The following is a 19,589-nucleotide window of genomic DNA, read 5'->3' as shown; positions in this document are numbered from 1 at the left end:
AAATCACCTTCCAAGGAGTTCATGCATGCATCCGCGTCTTTCCTCCATGTTCGCCGCGCTCGCCGCCGCCACCCTGATGGCCGCCTGCGGCAAGTCCGAGGCGCCGGCCGCCGCCGCGCCGGCGCCGACCGCACTGAGCAAGATCGTCGTCGGTCTCGACGACAACTTCCCGCCGATGGGTTTTCGCGATGAAAAGAACGAGCTGGTCGGTTTCGACATCGACCTCGCCCGTGAAGCCGCCAAGCGCCTTGGCGTCGAAGTCGAATTCAAGCCGATCGACTGGAACGCCAAGGAAGCCGAACTCAACGGCAAGCGCGTCGACGTGCTGTGGAACGGCCTGACCATCACCGAAAAGCGCAAGGAACAGATCGCCTTCACCGCGCCTTATCTGGAAAACCACCAGATCGTCGTCGTCGCCGCCAATTCGCCGGTCAAGGCCAAGGCCGATCTGGCCGGCAAGGTGGTCGGCGTCCAGGAAGGCAGCAGCGCCGTCGAGGCCATCGAGAAGGACGAAGTCGGCAAGTCGTTCAAGGAACTGAAGAAGTTCGGCGACAACGTCGCCGCGCTGATGGATCTGACCACCGGCCGCCTCGACGCCGTCGTCCTCGACGAGATCGTCGGCCGCTACTACGTGGCCAAGAAGCCGGGCGACTACCTGATCCTCGACGACAACTTCGGCACCGAGGAATACGGCGTCGGCGTGCGCAAGGACGACGCCGAACTGCTCGGCAAGCTGCAGAAAGCAATGGACGAGATGAAGAAGGATGGCGCCGCCGCCCGCATCTCGACGCAATGGTTCGGCAAGGACATCGTCAAGTAAGCGCTGCCTGAACCCCTGACGGGCCGGTCTTCCGGCCCGTTGTTTCATCACTCCCATGGCGCCCGCCTGACGGGCTGACAGCATGGACTATCTCTTCCAGATACTCGGCCCGCTGCTCGACGGCACTGCGGTGACCCTGCAGGTCTTCCTGCTCACCCTGGTCCTCGCCGTGCCGCTCGGGCTGGCGCTGGCGCTGATCCGCGTCTCGCATTTCCGCAGCTTGTCCCGGCTGGTCAGCGGCTACATCTGGCTGATGCGTGGCACGCCGCTGATGCTGCAGATGCTGTTCATCTACTTCGCGCTGCCCTTCGTGCCGGTGATCGGCATCCGCCTGCCCGATTTCCCGGCGGCCATCGTCGCCTTCACGCTGAACTACGCCGCCTACTTCGCCGAGATCTTCCGCTCCGGCATCCAGTCGGTCGGCCGTGGCCAGTACGAGGCGGCACGCGTGCTCGGCATGAGCTACAGCCAGACGATGCGGCGCATCATCCTGCCGCAGGTAGTCAAGCGCATCCTGCCGCCGATGAGCAACGAGACCATCACCCTGGTCAAGGACACTTCGCTGATCTACGTGCTGGCCATGAACGACCTGCTGCGCGCGGCGCGCGGCATCGTCCAGCGCGATTTCACGACCATGCCCTTCGCCGTCGCCGCCGCCTTCTACCTGATCATGACCCTGGTCCTGACCTGGGGCTTCATGCGCCTGGAAAAACGCTATGCCGTCTATGAAGACTGAAGCCGCGCCGATGATCGCGGCGCGCGACATCCGCAAGCACTTCCACGGCACCGAGGTGCTCAAGGGCGTCTCGCTCGACATCGGCAAGGGCGAGGTGATCGCCGTGATCGGCCCGTCCGGTTCCGGCAAGAGCACCTTCTTGCGCTGCCTCAACCACCTGGAAACGATCGATTCGGGTAGCGTCGTCATCGAGGGCGAGACGCTGGTCGAAACTGATGCCGCCGGCCACTGCCGCTACGCCCCGGAAGCCGACGCGCGGCGCATCTGCCGCAAGATGGGCATGGTCTTCCAGCAGTTCAACCTGTTCCCGCATTTGACCGTGCTGCAGAACGTCATCGAGGCGCCGCTGACGGTCAAGGGGCTGAGCCGCGACGCCATCGTGCCGCAGGCCGAGGAACTGTTGCGCAAGGTTGGCCTGCTCGCCAAGTGCGGCGCCTATCCGTCGCAGCTATCCGGTGGCCAGAAACAGCGGGTGGCGATTGCCCGGGCGCTGGCGATGGAGCCGGACATCATGCTGTTCGACGAGCCGACCTCGGCGCTCGACCCCGAATTGACCGGCGAAGTGCTGCGCACGATGCGCCAGTTGGCCGAGGAGCACATGACCATGCTCGTCGTCACGCACGAGATGAGCTTCGCCCGCGACGTATCGACCGAAGTCATTTTCATGGATCACGGCGAGATCGTCGAGGCGCGGCCGGCCGGCGAAATGTTCGCCGATCCGCGCCAGCCGCGCACCCGCGCCTTCCTCGATCACATGCTCTGAGCTGCCCGCTCAGAACGCCGAAATGCCGGTCTGGGCGCGGCCGAGGATCAGCGCGTGGATGTCGTGCGTGCCCTCGTAGGTGTTGACCACTTCCAGATTGACCAGATGGCGGATGACCCCGAACTCGTCGGAAATGCCGTTGCCGCCCAGCATGTCGCGCGCCGTGCGGGCGATGTCGAGGGCCTTGCCGCAGGAGTTGCGCTTCATCAACGAGACGATTTCCGGCGTCGCGCTGCCGTCGTCCATCATGCGGCCGAGGCGTAGCGCGCCCTGGATGCCCAGCGCGATCTCGGTCTGCATGTCGGCAAGCTTTTTCTGCACTAACTGGTTCGCAGCCAGCGGCCGGTCGAACTGCTTGCGGTCCAGCGTGTATTGCCGCGCCGTATGCCAGCAGGCTTCGGCGGCGCCCAGCGCGCCCCAGGCGATGCCGTAACGGGCGGAATTGAGGCAGGTGAACGGACCTTTCAGACCGCCGACTTCCAGGCGGTTCTCGCTCGGCACGAAGACCTCGTCCATGACGATGTCGCCGGTGACCGAGGCGCGCAGCCCGACCTTGCCGGCGATCGCCGGCGCGCTCAGCCCGGCCATGTCTTTTTCCAGCACGAAGCCGCGCAGCACGCCGTCGTCGTCCTTGGCCCAGACGACGAAGACATCGGCGATCGGCGCGTTGCTGATCCAGCGCTTGACGCCGGACAGCCGCCAGCCGCCGGCGACCGCTCGCGCCCGGCTACGGGCGCTCGCCGGGTCGGAGCCGGAGTCCGGCTCGGTCAGTCCGAAACAGCCGATCAGCTCGCCGCGGCCCAGCCCCTTCAGGTATTTCTCTTTCTGCGCCTCAGTACCGAAGGCGAAGATAGGCAGCATGACCAGCGAGGACTGCACGCTGAGCATCGTCCGGTAGGCGGAGTCGACCGCTTCGATGGCACGGGCGATCAGGCCGTACGAAACATAGTTCAGCCCGGCGCCGCCGTACTGCGGCGGCAGCGTGGCGCCGAGCAGGCCCATCTCGCCCATCTCGCGGAACACCGCGCGATCGACCGTTTCCTGCCGGAAGGCGTCGCGGATGCGCGGCGCCAGCACCTTGCCGGCGAAGGTCTGCGCCGCGTTGCGCACCTGCCGCTCGTCGGCAGCGAGCTGGCTGTCGAGACGAAACGGATCGTCCCAGGCGAAACCGCTCATCGGCCGAACAAGCGGCTGAGCCAGCCGCCAGCCTTCTTCTCTTCGACCGGGGCCGCCGCCACCGGCGTCATGCTGGCGCGCACCGAGGCGACGTAGTCGGCGTCGTCGCGCTTGATGTGGTTGACCAGCCAGCGGGCGAGCATGCCGTGCAGTTCCTCGGCGACGTCGTCGCCCAGCTCCATGCGTTGCTGGTACTCGGCGACCTTGCGCGTGAACAGCTCATGCACCTTCTTGTGCGGCTTGCAGTAGGGGTAGCCGGCTTCTTCCTGCATGCTTTCCTCGAAGGCGAAGTGCGACAGCGTGTAGTCGATGCAGTCGTAGATCACCTGCTTGATCTTTTCCTGGTTGCCGAGCACCTGTGCCGCTTCGAGGTCGTTGATGAAATCGACGATGCGGCGGTGTTGCTGGTCGATGACCGGGATGCCGGTGTCGAGGTCCGAAGTCCAGTTGATGGGCATGCTGTTGACTCCCCGTGATGGTGTTTATTTTCAGCCGCGGACGTGGCCGTCGCCGAGCACGACCCACTTCTGGCTGGTCAACCCTTCCAGACCGACCGGGCCGCGCGCGTGGATCTTGTCGGTCGAGATGCCGATCTCGGCGCCCAGGCCGTATTCGAAACCGTCGGCGAAGCGGGTCGAGGCGTTGACCATGACCGACGCCGAATCGACTTCGCGCAGGAAGCGCATCGCCTTCGGGTGGTTGTCGGTGACGATGGCCTCTGTGTGCTTCGACGAATACTGGTTGATGTGGGCGATTGCCTCGTCGATGCCGGACACCACCTTGACCGAGATGATCGGCGCCAGGAATTCGGCGTAGTAGTCGTCTTCCGTGGCCGGCACGGCGTTCGGGACGATGGCGCAGGTTTCGGCGCAGCCGCGGATCTCGACGCCCTTGGCGGTCAGCATGTGGGCGATCGGCGGCAGCAGCATGGCGGCCACCGCGCGGTCGACGAGCAGCGACTCGGCGGTGTTGCAGGTGCCGTAGCGCTGGGTCTTGGCGTTCTCGACGATCTTCAGCGCCTTGTTCGGGTCGGCTTCTTCTTCCAGGTAGACGTGGCAGTTGCCGTCCAGGTGCTGGATCATCGGCACCCGCGCTTCGGCGAGCAGGCGGGCGATCAGCCCCTTGCCGCCGCGCGGCACGATGACGTCGACGAACTCGCGCATGGTGATCAGTTCGCCGACCGCGGCGCGGTCGGTGGTCTCGATCACCTGCACGCAATCGCCAGGCAGCCCGGCAACTTCGAGGCCTTCCTTGACCAGCGCGGCAATCGCCTGATTGCTGCGGATCGCTTCCGAACCGCCGCGCAGGATCGCGGCGTTGCCGGATTTCAGGCAGAGGGCGGCGGCGTCGGCGGTGACGTTGGGGCGTGCCTCGTAGATGATGCCGATGACGCCGAGCGGCACGCGCATCTTGCCGACCTGGATGCCGGACGGGCGGAACTTGAACTCGCCCATTTCGCCGATCGGATCGGGCAGCTTGGCGACCTGTTCGACGCCTTCGGCCATGTTGTCGACGCCCTTGTCGGTCAGCGTCAGGCGGTCGAGCATCGCCGGTTCGAGTCCGGCGGCGCGGGCCGCTGCGACGTCCTCGGCGTTGGCGGCGAGCAGCGCCGCTTTTTCGCGGCGGATGGCGTCGGCGATCGCCTGCAGGGCGGCATTCTTTTCGGCGGTGCTGGCGGTGGCGAGGCGGCGCGAGGCGGTGCGCGCCCGGCGGCCGATCGCCTGCATGGTTTCCTTGATGTCCATGATGCGTTTCATTCGAAGCAAAAGCCCATTATAGCCAGACAAATCACAGGGAACTTCCGGAAGCGGGTAAACTCTTACCCGCATTGATTACGGGGCTTTCCATCGAGGACATGATGGGCGAAAAACTGATACTACCGGCCGAGGTCAAGGTCTGCGCGACCTGCAGCTACTGGGATGGCGAACGCCAGGTGGACGAAGAAATGAAACTGGTGGTGGTCGCCGACGAATGCCAGGGCCACTGCCTGGTCCAGGAGACCAACAAGCCGGCCCTGCACGACGTGCGCCAGGAGTGCGACTGCATCTGGGAAGATCTCGGTCCGGACGAGGTGCCGCCGGCTGGCGGGGGGCAGTGAAAGCTGTGCCGGGACGTGCCGCCTAAGCGCGAACCCGGGCCTCGGGTTTGCCCTGGCCGCAGATGCGCAGGCCCAGGCGCAGGCATTCTTCCCACAGGTTGCCCTGGCCGATGCCCTTGATCAGGGCGTCAATGCGCGCGGCGTGCCGCAGCGCTGCCTCGAGTTCGTTGCTGGCCAGGCGTTGCACGGCTCGTTTGACGGCGTTCTGGCGTGCCCCCCAGACCTTGGCTTCCTTGAGCAGCAGGTCGAGCGGACGGCCGCTGTCGAGGCCGGCGCGGATTGCCGTCAGGCTGCGGATTTCCTCGCTCATCGCCCACAGTACCAGCGGCGGTGCCTCGCCTTCCTGCATCAGTCCGTCCAGGGTCCGGGCCAGGCGGCCGACATCGCCGGCGAGCAGGGCCTCGCGCAGGCCGTCGATGTCGTAGCGGGCGACGTTGAGCACGGCGTCGCGCACCTGGGCGTCGCTCAGCTTGCCGGCCGGGTAGAGCAGGGCGAGCTTCTGGATTTCCTGATGGGCGGCGAGCAGGTTGCCTTCGACGCGTTCGGCGATGAACTTCAGGCTGTCCGGCTCGGCGCTCTGCTGTTGCCGGCGCAGGCGGCCGGCGATCCAGCCCGGCAGTTCGGCGAGCGGCGGGGCATTGAGCTTGACGGCAACGCCGGCGTTGGCCAGCGCGGTGAACCAGGCCGCCTTTTCCTCGCGCCAGTCGAGCTCGGGCAGGGTGACCAGCAGCAGGTTGTCGGGCGACAGGTGCTGGCACCACTGCTGCAGCGCCGCGCTGCCTTCCTTGCCCGGCTTGCCGGTGGGGATGCGCAGGTCGATCAACTTCCTGTCGCCGAACAGGGAGAGGTTGCCGCCGGCGGCGAGCAGCTGGCCCCAGTCGAACTGCGGCAGCACGGTCAGCACCTCGCGTTCGCTATAGCCAGCGTTTCGGGCGCGGGCGCGGATCGCGTCGGCGGCTTCGAGCACGAGCAGCGGCTCGTCGCCGTAGAGGACGTAGAGCGGGCGCAGCTCGCGTTCGAGATGGGCGGCCAGTTGTTCGGCCTTGAGCAGCATCAGTCGGTTTCCCGGCTCGGGGTTTTCGGCTTGACGATGCTCAGGCGGCGCATGATCTGGTTGACCAGGTCGTTGCTCATGTCGCGCCAGAGCAGACGTTCTTCGATGTCCTTGGCGAGCACCTGCGAGTCGTCGAAGTTGAAGTCGCGGGTGATGCCGATTTCGTTCGGGCCGACGATTTCCTCACCCTTGGCGTTGACCAGCCGGAAGCGGTAGGTCATCTGCAGGCGGTATTCGCGCACCCGGCCCTGGGCGTTGACACTGAGGATGCTCTTCTGCCGGTTGTCCGCCAGTTGCTGGAAGACCGCCTCTGCCGCCTTCGGGTCGGCGATGACTTCGGTGCCGCCGCTGCCGCGGATGTGGCGTTCGAGCCAGATCCGGACATCGGCGGTTTCCGGCAGCGCGATGGCCATCGTCTTGTAGGGCAGCGTGTTGCCGCCCGCGCCGCGCAGATGGAAGCCGCAGCCGGCGAGGGCGGCGACGAGGATCAGGGCGAACAGCGGGCGCAGCAGACGCATGGTTATTCCTCAGGCGACGATGTTGACCAGGCGGCCGGGGACGACGATGACCTTCTTCGCCGGCTTGTCTTCCATGAACTTGACGGCGCCCTCGCAAGCCAGCGCGGCGGTTTCGATGCTCGCCTTGTCGGCTGCCGCAGCGACGCGGATGGAACCGCGCAGCTTGCCGTTGACCTGCACCATCAGCTCGATTTCGTCCTGCTTCAGCGCTGCCGGGTCGGCCTTCGGGAAGGCGGCGAGGCCGGCGTCACAGCCCGGCTTCAGTTCGGCATAAAGCGCCTGGCCGATGTGCGGGACGATGGGGAAGAGCAGCAGCACGGCGCTTTCCAGGACTTCCTGGGCGAGCGCGCGGCCGGCGGCGTCGGTGAGATCGCACTTGTCGTAGGCGTTGAGCAGCTCCATGACGGCGGCGATGGCGGTGTTGAACTGCTTGCGTCGGCCGTAGTCGTCGGCGACCTTGCCCATGGTCTGGTGCAGCTTGCGGCGCAGGTCGGCCTGGGCGGCACTGAGGCCGTCGTTACTTGTGCAGGCGGTGACCAGACCACCCTGAACGTGGTCGTAAGTCGTTTTCCACAGGCGGCGCAGGAAGCGGAAGGCGCCTTCGACGCCGGCATCCGACCATTCCAGCGACTGGTCCGGCGGCGAAGCGAACATGATGAACAGGCGGGCGGTGTCGGCGCCGTACTGGTCGATCAGGGCTTGCGGATCGACACCGTTGTTCTTCGACTTCGACATCTTCTCTGTGCCGCCGATGACCACCGGCAGGCCGTCGGCCTTCAGCGTGGCGCCGGTCGGGCGGCCGCGCTCGTCGGTGACGACATCGACGTCGGCCGGGTTGATCCACTGCTTCTTGCCGCCGTCGAGATCGCGGTAGAAGGTCGGGGCGACGACCATGCCCTGGGTCAGCAGGTTGGCGAAGGGCTCACCCAAGTTGCCGATCAGGCCGACGTCGCGCATCAGCTTGGTGAAGAAGCGCGAGTAGAGCAGGTGCAGGATGGCGTGCTCGATGCCGCCGATGTACTGGTCGATGCCGCCCTTGCACCAGTAGGCGACGCGCTCGTCGACCATGGCCGTGGCGTTGTCCGGGCAGGCATAGCGCAGGAAGTACCAGGACGACTCGAAGAAGGTGTCCATGGTGTCAGTTTCGCGCTTCGCGTCGCCGCCGCACTTCGGGCACTTGCACTGGTAGAACTCGGGCATGCGGGCCAGCGGCGAACCGGCGCCGGTGATCTCGACGTTCTCGGGCAGGACGACCGGCAACTGATCGTCGGGCACCGGCACGTCGCCGCAGCTCGGGCAATGGATGATCGGGATCGGACAGCCCCAGTAGCGCTGGCGGGAGATGCCCCAGTCGCGCAGGCGGAACTGGGTTTTCTTCTCGCCCAGGCCCTTGGCGGCGAGGTCGGCGGCGATGGCGTCGACGGCGGCTTCGTAGCCGAGGCCATCGTACTTGCCGGAATTGACCAGCTTGCCCTTGACCTTGTCGGCGTACCACTCGGCCCAGGCCTGATCGCTGAAGCTCTCGCCGTCAACGGCAACGACCTGCTTGATCGGCAAGTTGTACTTCAGGGCAAAGGCGAAATCACGCTCGTCATGCGCCGGCACGGCCATCACGGCGCCGTCTCCGTAGCTCATCAGCACGTAGTTGCCGACCCAGACTTCGACCTGTTCGCCGGTCAGCGGGTGGCTGACGTAGATGCCGGTCGGCATCCCCTTCTTTTCCATCGTCGCAATGTCGGCTTCGGCGACGCCGCCCTGCTTGCATTCTTCGATGAAGGCGGCGAGTTCGGGGTTGTTGGCGGCGGCGCGGGTGGCCAGCGGATGCTCGGCGGCGACGGCGACGAAGGTGACGCCCATGATGGTGTCGGCGCGGGTGGTGAACACCCACAGCTTTTCGTCAGCATTGTCGGCGAGCGGGAAGGCGAAGCGCACGCCGGTGCTCTTGCCGATCCAGTTCTTCTGCATCAGCCGCACTTGTTCCGGCCAGCCGGGCAGGTTGTCGAGTTCGGCGAGCAGCTCTTCGGCGTAGGCGGTGATCTTCATGTAGTACATGGGGATCTCGCGCTTTTCGACGACGGCGCCGGAGCGCCAGCCCTTGCCGTCGATCACCTGTTCGTTGGCGAGCACGGTCTGGTCGACCGGGTCCCAGTTCACGGTGCCGAGCTTCTTGTACACCAGGCCCTTTTCATAGAGGCGGGTGAACAGCCACTGTTCCCAGCGGTAGTACTCGGGCGTGCAGGTGGCGAATTCGCGCTGCCAGTCGATGGCGAAGCCGAGCGACTTGAGCTGCGTTCGCATGTAGTCGATGTTGGAATAGGTCCACCCGGCCGGCGCGACGTTGTTCTGCATCGCCGCGTTTTCCGCCGGCATGCCGAAGGCGTCCCAGCCCATCGGCTGCAGCACGTTGTAGCCCTGCATCTTGTGGAAGCGCGAGAGGACGTCGCCGATGGTGTAGTTGCGCACATGGCCCATGTGCAGTTTCCCGGACGGATACGGGAACATCGACAGGCAGTAGTACTTGGGTTTGCTGTTGTCCTCGACGGCGCGGGCGGCGCCGGTTTCGTCCCAGTGTTGCTGGGCGGCGCGTTCGAGGTCGGCCGGGGTGTATTTTTCCTGCATGGGCTTTGCGTGCTGAATGAGCGTCGATCAAACCGCGAATTATAGCGGTTGCCAGCCCCGGTAACGGCGCCCCTTTTCAGCAATTCCCGCGCGAAGGCAGGGCGGTTCCCCGTCACGCCGCCGGCGAGCGGCGCGACGGGCCGAGCGTCAGCGACGTCCGGTCAGGCGGCTTTTTTTTGGCCGACCAGGTCGTTCCAGGTGTTCTGCCAGAACTGGTAAGTGTTTTGCGCGGCCATCAGCGACAGCAGCGACATCCGCGTCTGGTGGCGCCAGACCCAGCCTAGCTGGGGCGCCGGGGCAAGCTTGCCGGTGCTCAGGGCGCCGGCTTCATCTTCGACGATGGCCAGGAAGCGCTCGATGGCCAGGCCGGAAAACTCGGCGCCGGACGACTGGCCGGTCAGGGTTTCGGCTTCGCCGACGGCACGACGCCACAGCTTGAGCGCCAGTTCTTCACTGATACCGGCGCGCTTGGCGATCCAGGGGAGGATTTTCGGTGATTGCATGTTGTTCATTTGCTGCTCCTTGTCGGTCACGGTGGTGACCCCATTCCATTCGACTGCCTCGTGGGCAAATAGTTTTGTGCACTGCAATATGTTTGCTGCCAGTATACTTTTGGCACGCTGGCTGGCGTGTAACAAATTGTCGGACTTGTGTTGTTGCGTTGCACAATTGCAACAAACTGGTTTGACCACTTGCCCAACAAAACGCGGCCGACATTGTACACTGTCCGCCCCTCTCCGTAATCCCCTGCTGCCATGTCCGACCTGCTCGCCAACCTCAACCCTCCCCAACTGCAGGCCGTGACGCTGCCGCCGGTGCATGCGCTAATCCTGGCCGGTGCCGGCAGCGGCAAGACGCGGGTGCTGACGACGCGGATCGCCTGGCTGATCTCGACCGGCCAGGTCGGGCCGCACGGGGTGATGGCGGTGACCTTCACCAACAAGGCGGCCAAGGAAATGACCGCGCGCCTGTCGGCGCTGGTGCCGATCAACGTGCGCGGGATGTGGATCGGCACCTTCCACGGCCTGTGCAACCGGCTGCTGCGCGCGCACTACCGCGAGGCCGGCCTGCCGCAGACCTTCCAGATCCTCGATTCGGCAGACCAGCTGGCGATGGTCAAGCGCCTGCTGAAGAACCTCAACATCGACGACGAGAAGTACCCGCCGCGCGAGCTCTGCCATTTCATCAACGCGCACAAGGAGCAGGGCGTGCGCGCCGGCCAGGCCGAGGTGTACGACCACTACACGCAGAAGCGCGTCGAGATTTACGCCGAGTACGAAGCCCAGTGCAATCGCGAGGGCGTCTGCGACTTCGCCGAACTGCTGCTGCGCTGCTTCGAACTGCTGCAGCGCAACGAGCCTTTGCGCACGCATTACCAGCAGCGTTTCCGGCAGATCCTGGTCGACGAGTTCCAGGACACCAACAAGCTGCAGTACGCCTGGCTGCAACTCTTGGCAGGCGGCGGCGCCAAACTCTTCGCGGTCGGTGACGACGACCAGTCGATCTACCGCTTCCGCGGCGCCGAGGTCGGCAACATGCGCGACTTCGAGCGCGACTACTGCGCCGACAACATCATCCGTCTCGAGCAGAACTACCGCTCGCACGGCAACATCCTGGCCGCCGCCAACGCCATCATCAAGCACAACCGCGAGCGCCTGGGCAAGAACCTGTGGACCGACGCCGGCGACGGCGAGCCGATCCGCGCCTTCGAAGCCTATTCGGACATCGACGAGGCGCGCTTCATCGTCGACGAGATCCGCGAACTGGTCCGTGACGGCGTGCCGGCGACGCAATGCGCCATCCTCTACCGCTCGAATGCCCAGTCGCGCGTCCTCGAACATGAGCTGTTCACCAAGGGCGTGCCCTACAAGGTCTATGGTGGCCTGCGCTTCTTCGAGCGCCAGGAAGTCAAGCACGCACTCGCCTACCTGCGCCTCCTGGGCAACCCGGACGACGACACCGCCTTCCTGCGCGTGGTGAACTTCCCGACCCGCGGCATCGGCGCGCGTTCGCTGGAAAACCTGCAGGCCGCCGCGCACCAGATGAATTCCAGCCTCTACAACGCCGCCGCCTCGCTGACCGGCAAGGCCGGCCAGAGCGTCGGCGCCTTCATCCGGCTGATCGAGACGCTGCGTCAGGAGACCGAGAAGCTGCCGCTGCCCGAGATCATCGAGCATGTCGTCGAGAAGTCCGGCCTGGCCCAGCATTACCGGCTGGAAAAGGAAGGCCAGGAGCGGCTGGAGAACCTCGACGAACTGATCAACGCCGCCGCCAGCTTTGTTGACGATGAAGGGGCGGTCGGCGAGGGCGGCGCGCTCGCATCCTTCCTCGCCCACGCTTCGCTGGAATCCGGCGAACACCAGGCCGGCGAAGGCCAGGAAGCGGTTCAGCTGATGTCGGTGCACGCGGCCAAGGGCCTGGAATTCGACGTCGTCTTCATCAGCGGCCTCGAACAGGGCCTGTTCCCGCACGAGAATGCGGTCAACGAGGGGCGCGACGGCCTGGAGGAAGAGCGCCGCCTGATGTACGTCGCGGTCACCCGCGCCCGCCAGCGGCTTTATCTCTCGTGTGCGCAGACGCGGATGCTGCACGGGCAGACGCGCTATTGCACCGCTTCGTCCTTCTTCAACGAGATTCCGGAAGAACTGCTGCTCAAACTGAACAAGAAGGCTGCGGCGCCGGCGCCGACCTGGGGCGGTTATGCCGCCGCCAGCAGCGAGCCGGTCACTGGCGGGCTGCGCATCGGGCAGAACGTCGAGCATGCCAAGTTCGGCCTCGGCGTCATCGTCGCCAGCGACGGGCGCGGCGCCGATGCGCGGGTGCAGGTCAATTTCGGCGGCGGCGTCGGCATGAAATGGCTGGCCCTGGAATACGCCAAGCTGACGCCGGTATGACGACGTCAGCGCTGGTCGCGCGGTAGATCGCAAGCGCCGCTGGTGTTACCCTCGCAGTCTCGACGACGACAGGGTTTTCCCGACCACGCATGATGGCGAAAATCAAGGCTGGGCTTATCTCGCTGCGCGACCTGTTCGCGACGGCCTGGTGGATTTTTTTGATCGCCGGCATCGGTTTCGTCATCGCCTTCCAGTTCGTCGAGCCGGCACCGCCGCGCCACGTGGTGATGACCAGCGGCAGCGAGAGCGGCGCCTACTACCAGTTCGCCAAACGTTACGCGGCGATCCTGGCCCGCTCCGGTATCACGCTGGAAGTGCGGACCTCGGAAGGCTCGGTGCAGAACCTCGACCGCCTGAAAAGCGGCGAGGCGCAGATTGGCTTCGTCCAGGGCGGCGTCATCGCGCCGCCCGATGAGAGCCGGATCGACGAGGACCCGGAAACCTGGGGGCTGCTCTCGCTGGGCAGCATGTTCTACGAGCCGGTCTGGGTCTTCTACCAGGGCGAGACCATCGAGCGCCTGAGCGATCTGCGCGGCAAGCGCATCGCCATCGGCCAGGAAGGCTCCGGCATCCGCCAGCTGGCGCAGCGTCTGCTGGAAGACAACGACATCGATTTTCGCCAGAACACGCTGCCGATTTCCGGCCTCGACGCCGCCGAGGAACTGCAGCAGGGGCGCATCGACGCCGCTTTCATCATCGCCGCCGAGCACGCGCCGGTGGTCCAGGTGCTGTTGCGTTCGCCGGGCGTCAAGCTGATGAATTTCTCCCAGTCCTTTGCTTACGAGCGGCGTTATCCCTTCCTGACCCGGCTCACCATGCCGCAGGGGGTGGCCGACCTGGTGCTCGACATCCCGCCCGCCGACACCCGGGTGCTGGCGCCGACCGCCAGCCTGGTGGTGCGCGACGACCTCCATCCGGCGCTGCAGAACCTGCTGCTGCAGGCGGCGCGGCAGATTCACGGCAAGCCGGGCTTCTTCCAGACGGCCAACGAGTTTCCCTCGTACATGGACGGCATGCTGCCGCTGTCGTCGGAAGCCGAGCGTTTCTTCAAGTCCGGCCCGCCCTTCCTGCAGCGTTACCTGCCGTTCTGGCTGGCGGTCCTGGTCGACCGGCTGATCGTCCTGCTGGTGCCAGTGATTGCCCTGCTCATTCCGCTGCTGCGGGTGGCGCCGGCGCTCTATAGCTGGCGGGTCCGCTCCAAGGTGTTCCGCTGCTACGGCGAGCTGAAGTTCCTCGAGGACGACCTGAAGAACCACTACGATCCGGCGCGACTGGCGGAATATCGCAGCCGCCTCGACGCGCTCGACGAAGAGGCGGCCGAACTGCATGTGCCGCTCGGCTTCACCGACCTGGTCTACACGCTGCGCGAGCACGTCAACCTGGTGCGCAGCATCCTCGACAAGAAGGAGCGGGAATGAAAGGCTTCCTCGTCGCCAATCCCAAGGGCGGCTCCGGCAAGAGCACGCTGGCCACCAACCTCGCCGGCTATTTCGCCAGTCGTGGTCACGACGTCATGCTCGGCGACATCGACCGCCAGCAGTCATCGCGCGAATGGCTGGCGACGCGCCCGTTCTCGCTGCCGACGATCGAAACCTGGGAGATCGGTCCCGACCATATTGCGCGGCCGCCGAAAGGTACCTCGCACGTTGTCCTCGACACCCCGGCCGGCCTGCACGGCAAGCAGCTCGACAAGGTGCTGAAGCTGTCGACGCGGGTGATCGTGCCGGTGCAGCCTTCGTTGTTCGACATGCGGGCGACCCGCCACTTCCTCGCAGCCCTGCTCGACGAGAAAGCGGTGCGCAAGGGCAAGGCCGACGTCGCCGTGATCGGCATGCGGGTGGACGGACGGACGCGCGCCGCCGCCGAACTGGAACGCTTCTTCGCCAGCTTCGACCTGCCGGTGCTGGCCTACCTGCGCGACACCCAGGTCTATGTCCAGGCTGCCGCCGCCGGCCTGACCCTGTTCGACCTGCCGCGCTCGCGCGCTGAACGCGATCTCGAGCAGTGGCAGGCGATCATCGACTGGGTCGAAAAACCGGGGCAGACCGGGTGAAATGCTGAAATACCTGCTGCTTCTGGCGCTCGGCGCAATCGTCTGGTGGCACTGGCGCAAACGCCGGGATGCGGATGTAGCGCCGCCGGAGACGCCGCGGCCGGTCGAGCGCATGGTGCACTGCGCCCATTGCGGCGTCCATCTGCCGGAAAGCGACGCTCTCGCTGACGGCGGCCGCCACTACTGCAACGCGGCGCATCGCGACGCCGCCCGGCGCGCCGGGGGCTGAGGTGCAGGGCTGGCTGAACGACACCTGGGTGCCGAACTGGCGCTCCTTCCAGTATTTCGCCCTCTACCGCCTGCTGCTCGGCAGCCTGGCGCTGCTGGCCCTGCTTTTTCCCGGCGACTGGAACCTGCGCCTCAACATCCTGCCGTCGCCGCTGACCTTCATGCTGGTTGGCCTGTATTTGCTGAGCACGGCGGGCGGTCTGTTGCTGGCTCGCCTCTGGCAGCAGCACTTCAACTTCCAGCTTTCCTTCCAGGTTGTTGTCGACATCCTTGTCCTGGCCGCGCTGATGTTCATTGCCGGCGGCGTCAGCAGCGGCCTCGGCCTGATTCTGCTGATATCGCTGGCTGCGGCGAGCCTGGTCGGTCAGGGGCGGCTGGTGCTGCTCTACGCGGCACTCGCCGCGATGGCGGTGCTGGCATCGCAGGTGCTCGGTGTCATCCTGAGCAGTTTCGACCAGAGTAGCCTGGTGCAGGCCGGCTTCATTTCGGCCGGTTATTTCGCGACGGCGATCCTTGCCCGATTGCTCGGCCAGCGGGTGATGGTCAATGAAGACCTTGCGCGCCGGCGCGGCATCGCGCTCAACAACCAGATCAGGATCAACCAGCGCGTCGTCGAGCGGATGCAGGACGGCGTGCTGATTGTCACCCGCGACGGCGAGATCGTCCGCCACAATCCGATGGCAGTGCGTCTGCTCGGCCTGCCGGCAAGCGGCGGCAACCTGGCAGCGCACGCGCCAACCTTGGGAGCGGCGCTGGCGCACTGGCTGGCCGGCAGCAGCAACGACAACGTGCTGTTGTCCGGGGCCGGCAACGCCGAACTGGGTGCGCGTTTCGAATCGACCGCCAGTTCCGACGGCGAGGTGCTGGTCTTCATCGAGGATGTCGGTCGCATCAAGGAGCAGGCCAAGCAGCTCAAGCTGGCGGCGCTCGGCCGGCTGACGGCGAGCATCGCGCACGAGATCCGCAACCCGCTGTCGGCGATCAGCCATGCTTCGGAGCTGCTGCGCGAGGAGCGCCGTGGCGACCTCTACGAGCGCCTGCTGCGCATCATCGGCGACAACACCGCGCGCCTCGACCGCATCGTCAGCGATGTGCTCGAACTTGGCCGGCAGAAGCAGGCACAGGTCGAGACCATCGCGCTGCGCGAGTTCCTGGGCAATTTCGCCATCGATCTGCTGGGCAACGAAAATCTGCCGGCGAGCACCATTGCGCTTGAGGTGCCGGCCGGGCTGGCCATCTGCTTCGACCGTTCGCACCTGCATCAGGTGCTGTGGAACCTGGTCGGCAACGCGCTACGCCATTCGACGCGCGGTGTGGCGGCGGTGCGCGTCGAGGCGGTTTCCGTCGCCGCTCAGGGCTGGGTAGAATTGCACGTCATCGACGACGGTCCCGGCGTCCCCGCTGAATTGCGCGACCAGGTCTTCGAACCCTTTTTCACCACCCACACGCTGGGTACCGGCCTCGGCCTGTTCATCGCCCGCGAGTTGTGCGTCGCCAACGGCGGTGCGCTGACCCTCAAGGCGGATGCCGCCAGTGGCCATTTCATTGTTTCCGGGAGGAGTGATTCGTGTCCGTTACCCGTAGTGAGCGGCGCCCGCGCGGCGAGTTGAACCGGGTCCTCGTCGTCGACGACGAGGCCGACATCCGCGAACTGATCGACCTGACCCTGGCCCGCATGGGGCTGGCGGCCGACTGCGTCGGTTCGGTCGGCGAGGCGAAGGCGGCGCTGGCGGCTGACGACTTCCAGTTGTGTCTGACCGACATGCGCCTGCCTGACGGCGAGGGGCTGGAGATCGTCCGCCATATCGCCGAGCACCATCCGCGCCTGCCGGTCGCCGTGATCACTGCCTGGGGTAGCGCCGAGAACGCCGTGGCGGCGCTCAAGGCCGGCGCCTTCGACTATTTGTCGAAGCCGGTCGGCCTCGAGCAATTGCGGGCGCTGATCCGTTCCGCCTTGCGCCTGCCCGGTAACGGCGTCGAGAACGACGCGCTGCGCGCGCTCACCGGCGAATCGGCGAGCATGCAGCAGGTGCGGGCGATGATCGAGAAGATGGCGCGCAGCCAGGCACCGATCTACATCTCCGGCGAATCCGGTTCCGGCAAGGAACTGGCGGCGCGCCTGATCCACGCGCGTAGCGCGCGCAGTGTCGGCCCCTTCGTCCCGGTCAACTGCGGGGCGATTCCCGAGAACCTGATGGAGAGCGAGTTTTTCGGCTACCGCAAGGGCGCCTTCACCGGTGCCGACAGCGACCGCGACGGCTTCTTCCAGGCCGCCAACGGTGGCACGCTGTTCCTTGACGAGGTCGCCGACCTGCCGCTGGCGATGCAGGTCAAGCTGTTGCGCGCCATCCAGGAGAAGCGCGTGCGCAAGGTCGGCTGCGTCACCGAGGAGCCGGTCGACCTGCGCATCATCTGCGCCACCCACCGCAACCTGCGCGAGCGCGTCGAGCAGGGCAGCTTCCGTCAGGATCTCTATTACCGGCTGAACGTCATCGAACTGCGCATGCCGCCCCTGCGCGAGCGCATGGAAGACATTGCGCCGCTGGTCGACAGCATCCTCAACAAGTTGTGCGGCGAGCTTCATCCCGGTCTGTCGCCGGCAGCGATCAAGGCATTGCAGCTCTACTCCTTCCCCGGCAACGTGCGCGAACTGGAGAACATCCTCGAACGGGCGACCGCGCTTTGCGCCGGCGACCTGATCGAGCCCGACGATCTGCATCTGGAGCCCGAGGATGTCGGTGGTGGTGACAGCCAGGGACGCGGCAGCGAAACGCTCGACGATTACCTCAACCGCCTCGAGCGCCAGGCCATCCTCGAAGCGCTGCAGAAGACCGAGGGCAACCGGACGGCGGCAGCGCGTCAGCTCGGCGTCACTTTCCGTTCGCTGCGCTACCGGCTGGAACGGCTGGGTATCGAATGAGCTGGCTGGCTGACGGCTGGCTGGCGGCGGCCGAACGCCGGGACTCGCCCAATTTCGGCGAGCGTCCGGCCGGCACCGAGGTCTCGCTGGTGGTCGTGCACAACATCAGCCTGCCGCCAGGCGAGTTCGGTGGCGACTGGGTCGAGGAGTTTTTCCTCAACCGGCTCGATGCGGCGGCTCATCCCTACTTTGCGGAAATCGCCAGCCTCCAGGTGTCGGCGCATTTCTACGTCAGGCGTGACGGTCGCGTCGTCCAGTTCGTCGGCTGCGACCGGCGCGCCTGGCACGCCGGCAGGTCGACCTGGTGCGGGCGCGACAACTGCAACGATTACTCGGTCGGCATCGAGCTCGAAGGCTGCGACGAACTGCCTTTCACCGATGCCCAGTATGCGGCCTTGTGGCGCCTGATCGACGCCCTGCGTCAGCGTTATCCGATTGCCGCGATCGCCGGCCACAGCGACGTCGCGCCGGGGCGCAAGAGCGACCCCGGGCCGCATTTCGACTGGGCGGCGCTGGCCGCCCGTTACCCCGACCTCGGCTTATCGTCCGAAGTGGCGGCGTAGCCGGTCGACCGCTTCGGCCAGCCGGTCGACGCCGGTGGTGTAGGCGAAGCGGATGTACCTTTCCGGCGCGTTGGCGCCGAAGTCCAGCCCCGGCGTGGCGGCGACGCCGGTGTCTTCCAGCAGTTCGCGCGCCAGGGCGAAGCTGTCACCGGCTACCGCCGAGCAGTCGCAATACAGGTAGAAGGCGCCTTCCGGGCGGGCGACGACGGAGAGGCCGATGGCTTCCAGCGCCGGCGCCAGGAAATCGCGGCGGCGGCGGAACTCGGCCCGCCGTTCCTCGAGGATGGCGATGGTTTCCGGCCGGAAGGCCGCGAGCGCCGCGTACTGTGCCGGTGTCGACGGACAGAGGACGAGGTTCTGCGCCAGCTTCTCGACGTCGCGCACGAAGGCCTCAGGAATTACCATCCAGCCCAGGCGCCAGCCGGTCATCTGGAAATACTTGGAGAAGCTGTTGATCACCCAGATGTCTTCGCCGGCGGCGCAGGCGGTCGGCGCGTCGCATTCGTAGGTGAGGCCGTGGTAGATCTCGTCGACCAGGAAGTGGCTGTCGCGGGCGCGGCAGACGTCGGCCAGCGCGGCGATTTCGGGTAGCGTCAGCAGGGTGCCGGTCGGGTTGGCCGGCGAGGCGACGAGGAGGCCGGCCGTGTTTTCGTTCCAGGCAGCGGCGACCTGTGCCGGCGTCGGCTGGAAATTGCTTTCCGGGCCGACCGGCAGCGCGACCGGGCAGCCTTCGTAGGTTCGCAGGATGTGCCGGTTGCACGGATAGCCGGGGTCGGCGAGCAGCCATTCGCGGCCGGGATCGGCGAGACAGGCGAAGGCCAGGTTGAGGGCGCCGGACGCGCCGTTGGTGACGGCGATGCGCGCGGCCGGCACGGCGACGCCGTAGCGCTGACGGTAGAAGTCGCTGATCGCCTGGCGCAGCTCGGGCAGCCCTAGCGCCTGGGTGTACAGCGTTTTCCCGCTGTTCAGCGCGGCGACTGCGGCCGCGACGATCGGCGCCGGCGTCGCGAAATCCGGCTCGCCGACTTCCATGTGAATGATGTCGCGGCCGGCGGCTTCGAGTTCGCGGGCGCGGGTCAGTAGTTCGACGACATGGAAGGGGGCGATGTCGGCGAGGCGTTGGGCAGAGCGCAGCATGCAGTTCTCC

19 protein-coding genes are annotated in these 19,589 nt (G+C 66.1%); 11 read left to right on the top strand and 8 right to left on the bottom strand.

Translation table 11 applies throughout. The annotated features are described in order from the left end of the window. Positions 1-25 precede the first annotated feature (25 nt). From ACE3OV_RS00785 to ACE3OV_RS00775, 3 genes are all read left to right on the top strand, one after another. On the top strand, positions 26-820 hold the full coding sequence (locus ACE3OV_RS00785) for an amino acid ABC transporter substrate-binding protein (protein WP_374324041.1): 795 nt from the start codon (positions 26-28) through the stop codon (positions 818-820). 82 nt (positions 821-902) lie between these two features. Next, positions 903-1,556, top strand: a complete 654-nt coding sequence (locus ACE3OV_RS00780) for an amino acid ABC transporter permease (RefSeq protein ID WP_374324038.1) — start codon at positions 903-905, stop codon at positions 1,554-1,556. Between the two features lie 10 nt (positions 1,557-1,566). Beyond that, positions 1,567-2,319: an amino acid ABC transporter ATP-binding protein gene (locus tag ACE3OV_RS00775; protein ID WP_374326214.1), complete on the top strand. Its 753-nt coding sequence runs from the start codon at positions 1,567-1,569 to the stop codon at positions 2,317-2,319. A 9-nt stretch (positions 2,320-2,328) separates the two neighbouring features. On the opposite strand, the gene ACE3OV_RS00770 is transcribed toward ACE3OV_RS00775, so the two are convergent. From ACE3OV_RS00770 to ACE3OV_RS00760, 3 genes are read right to left on the bottom strand one after another with little or no spacing between them, the layout of a single operon-like run. Next, entirely contained in the window at positions 2,329-3,495 is a 1,167-nt protein-coding gene (locus tag ACE3OV_RS00770) for an acyl-CoA dehydrogenase (protein WP_374324036.1), read from the bottom strand. Then, entirely contained in the window at positions 3,492-3,953 is a 462-nt protein-coding gene (locus tag ACE3OV_RS00765) for a bacteriohemerythrin (protein WP_374324034.1), read from the bottom strand. Before ACE3OV_RS00765 ends, ACE3OV_RS00770 begins: the two co-directional genes overlap by 4 nt. 30 nt (positions 3,954-3,983) lie before the next feature. Next, positions 3,984-5,240 carry a glutamate-5-semialdehyde dehydrogenase gene (locus tag ACE3OV_RS00760; RefSeq protein ID WP_374326213.1) on the bottom strand — a complete coding sequence of 419 codons (1,257 nt, stop codon included), beginning with the start codon at positions 5,238-5,240 and terminating at the stop codon, positions 3,984-3,986. A 113-nt stretch (positions 5,241-5,353) separates the two neighbouring features. On the opposite strand from ACE3OV_RS00760, the gene ACE3OV_RS00755 reads away from it, so the two are divergent. Continuing rightward, a complete protein-coding gene (locus tag ACE3OV_RS00755; RefSeq protein ID WP_374324033.1) occupies positions 5,354-5,593 on the top strand; it encodes a hypothetical protein in 240 nt (79 codons plus the stop codon). 22 nt (positions 5,594-5,615) lie between these two features. On the opposite strand, the gene holA is transcribed toward ACE3OV_RS00755, so the two are convergent. The 4 genes from holA to ACE3OV_RS00735 form a co-directional block, all read right to left on the bottom strand. Beyond that, a complete protein-coding gene (holA, locus tag ACE3OV_RS00750) occupies positions 5,616-6,647 on the bottom strand; it encodes a DNA polymerase III subunit delta (protein ID WP_374324032.1) in 1,032 nt (343 codons plus the stop codon). Then, on the bottom strand, positions 6,647-7,165 hold the full coding sequence (gene lptE, locus ACE3OV_RS00745) for an LPS assembly lipoprotein LptE (RefSeq protein ID WP_374324031.1): 519 nt from the start codon (positions 7,163-7,165) through the stop codon (positions 6,647-6,649). Before lptE ends, holA begins: the two co-directional genes overlap by 1 nt. A 9-nt stretch (positions 7,166-7,174) precedes the next feature. Continuing rightward, positions 7,175-9,784, bottom strand: coding sequence for a leucine--tRNA ligase (gene leuS, locus ACE3OV_RS00740; RefSeq protein WP_374324030.1), 2,610 nt, complete (start codon positions 9,782-9,784; stop codon positions 7,175-7,177). A gap of 161 nt (positions 9,785-9,945) precedes the next feature. Then, complete coding sequence (locus tag ACE3OV_RS00735; RefSeq protein WP_374324028.1) at positions 9,946-10,296, bottom strand: hypothetical protein; 351 nt, start codon at positions 10,294-10,296, stop codon at positions 9,946-9,948. A 243-nt stretch (positions 10,297-10,539) separates the two neighbouring features. Between ACE3OV_RS00735 and ACE3OV_RS00730 the strand changes: the two genes are divergently transcribed. The 7 genes from ACE3OV_RS00730 to ampD all read left to right on the top strand — a co-directional run bounded on the left by ACE3OV_RS00730 (position 10,540) and on the right by ampD (position 18,442). Next, entirely contained in the window at positions 10,540-12,678 is a 2,139-nt protein-coding gene (locus ACE3OV_RS00730) for a UvrD-helicase domain-containing protein (RefSeq protein WP_374324026.1), read from the top strand. Between the two features lie 89 nt (positions 12,679-12,767). After that, positions 12,768-14,096 (top strand): TAXI family TRAP transporter solute-binding subunit, encoded by a 1,329-nt coding sequence (locus tag ACE3OV_RS00725; RefSeq protein WP_374324023.1) that lies wholly within the window; start codon positions 12,768-12,770, stop codon positions 14,094-14,096. Continuing rightward, positions 14,093-14,731 carry an AAA family ATPase gene (locus ACE3OV_RS00720; protein ID WP_374324021.1) on the top strand — a complete coding sequence of 213 codons (639 nt, stop codon included), beginning with the start codon at positions 14,093-14,095 and terminating at the stop codon, positions 14,729-14,731. The genes ACE3OV_RS00725 and ACE3OV_RS00720 overlap by 4 nt, the downstream gene beginning before the upstream one ends. A gap of 1 nt (position 14,732) precedes the next feature. Next, entirely contained in the window at positions 14,733-14,960 is a 228-nt protein-coding gene (locus ACE3OV_RS00715) for a PP0621 family protein (protein ID WP_374324019.1), read from the top strand. Between the two features lies 1 nt (position 14,961). Then, complete coding sequence (locus ACE3OV_RS00710) at positions 14,962-16,569, top strand: nitrogen regulation protein NR(II) (RefSeq protein ID WP_374324017.1); 1,608 nt, start codon at positions 14,962-14,964, stop codon at positions 16,567-16,569. Beyond that, entirely contained in the window at positions 16,527-17,879 is a 1,353-nt protein-coding gene (locus ACE3OV_RS00705; protein WP_374324016.1) for a sigma-54-dependent transcriptional regulator, read from the top strand. Before ACE3OV_RS00710 ends, ACE3OV_RS00705 begins: the two co-directional genes overlap by 43 nt. Continuing rightward, a complete protein-coding gene (ampD, locus tag ACE3OV_RS00700) occupies positions 17,876-18,442 on the top strand; it encodes a 1,6-anhydro-N-acetylmuramyl-L-alanine amidase AmpD (RefSeq protein WP_374324014.1) in 567 nt (188 codons plus the stop codon). Before ACE3OV_RS00705 ends, ampD begins: the two co-directional genes overlap by 4 nt. Here the strand turns inward: ampD and ACE3OV_RS00695 are convergent. Further along, a complete protein-coding gene (locus tag ACE3OV_RS00695) occupies positions 18,419-19,579 on the bottom strand; it encodes a pyridoxal phosphate-dependent aminotransferase (RefSeq protein ID WP_374324012.1) in 1,161 nt (386 codons plus the stop codon). The two genes, ampD and ACE3OV_RS00695, sit on opposite strands and share 24 nt — an antisense overlap. Positions 19,580-19,589 lie beyond the last annotated feature (10 nt).

It is taken from the genome of Azonexus sp., from assembly GCF_041909095.1.
Classification (GTDB): Bacteria; Pseudomonadota; Gammaproteobacteria; order Burkholderiales; family Rhodocyclaceae; genus Azonexus.
The sequence above is the reverse complement of the archived record's forward strand: the minus strand, read 5'-3'. Positions and strand labels throughout refer to the sequence as shown.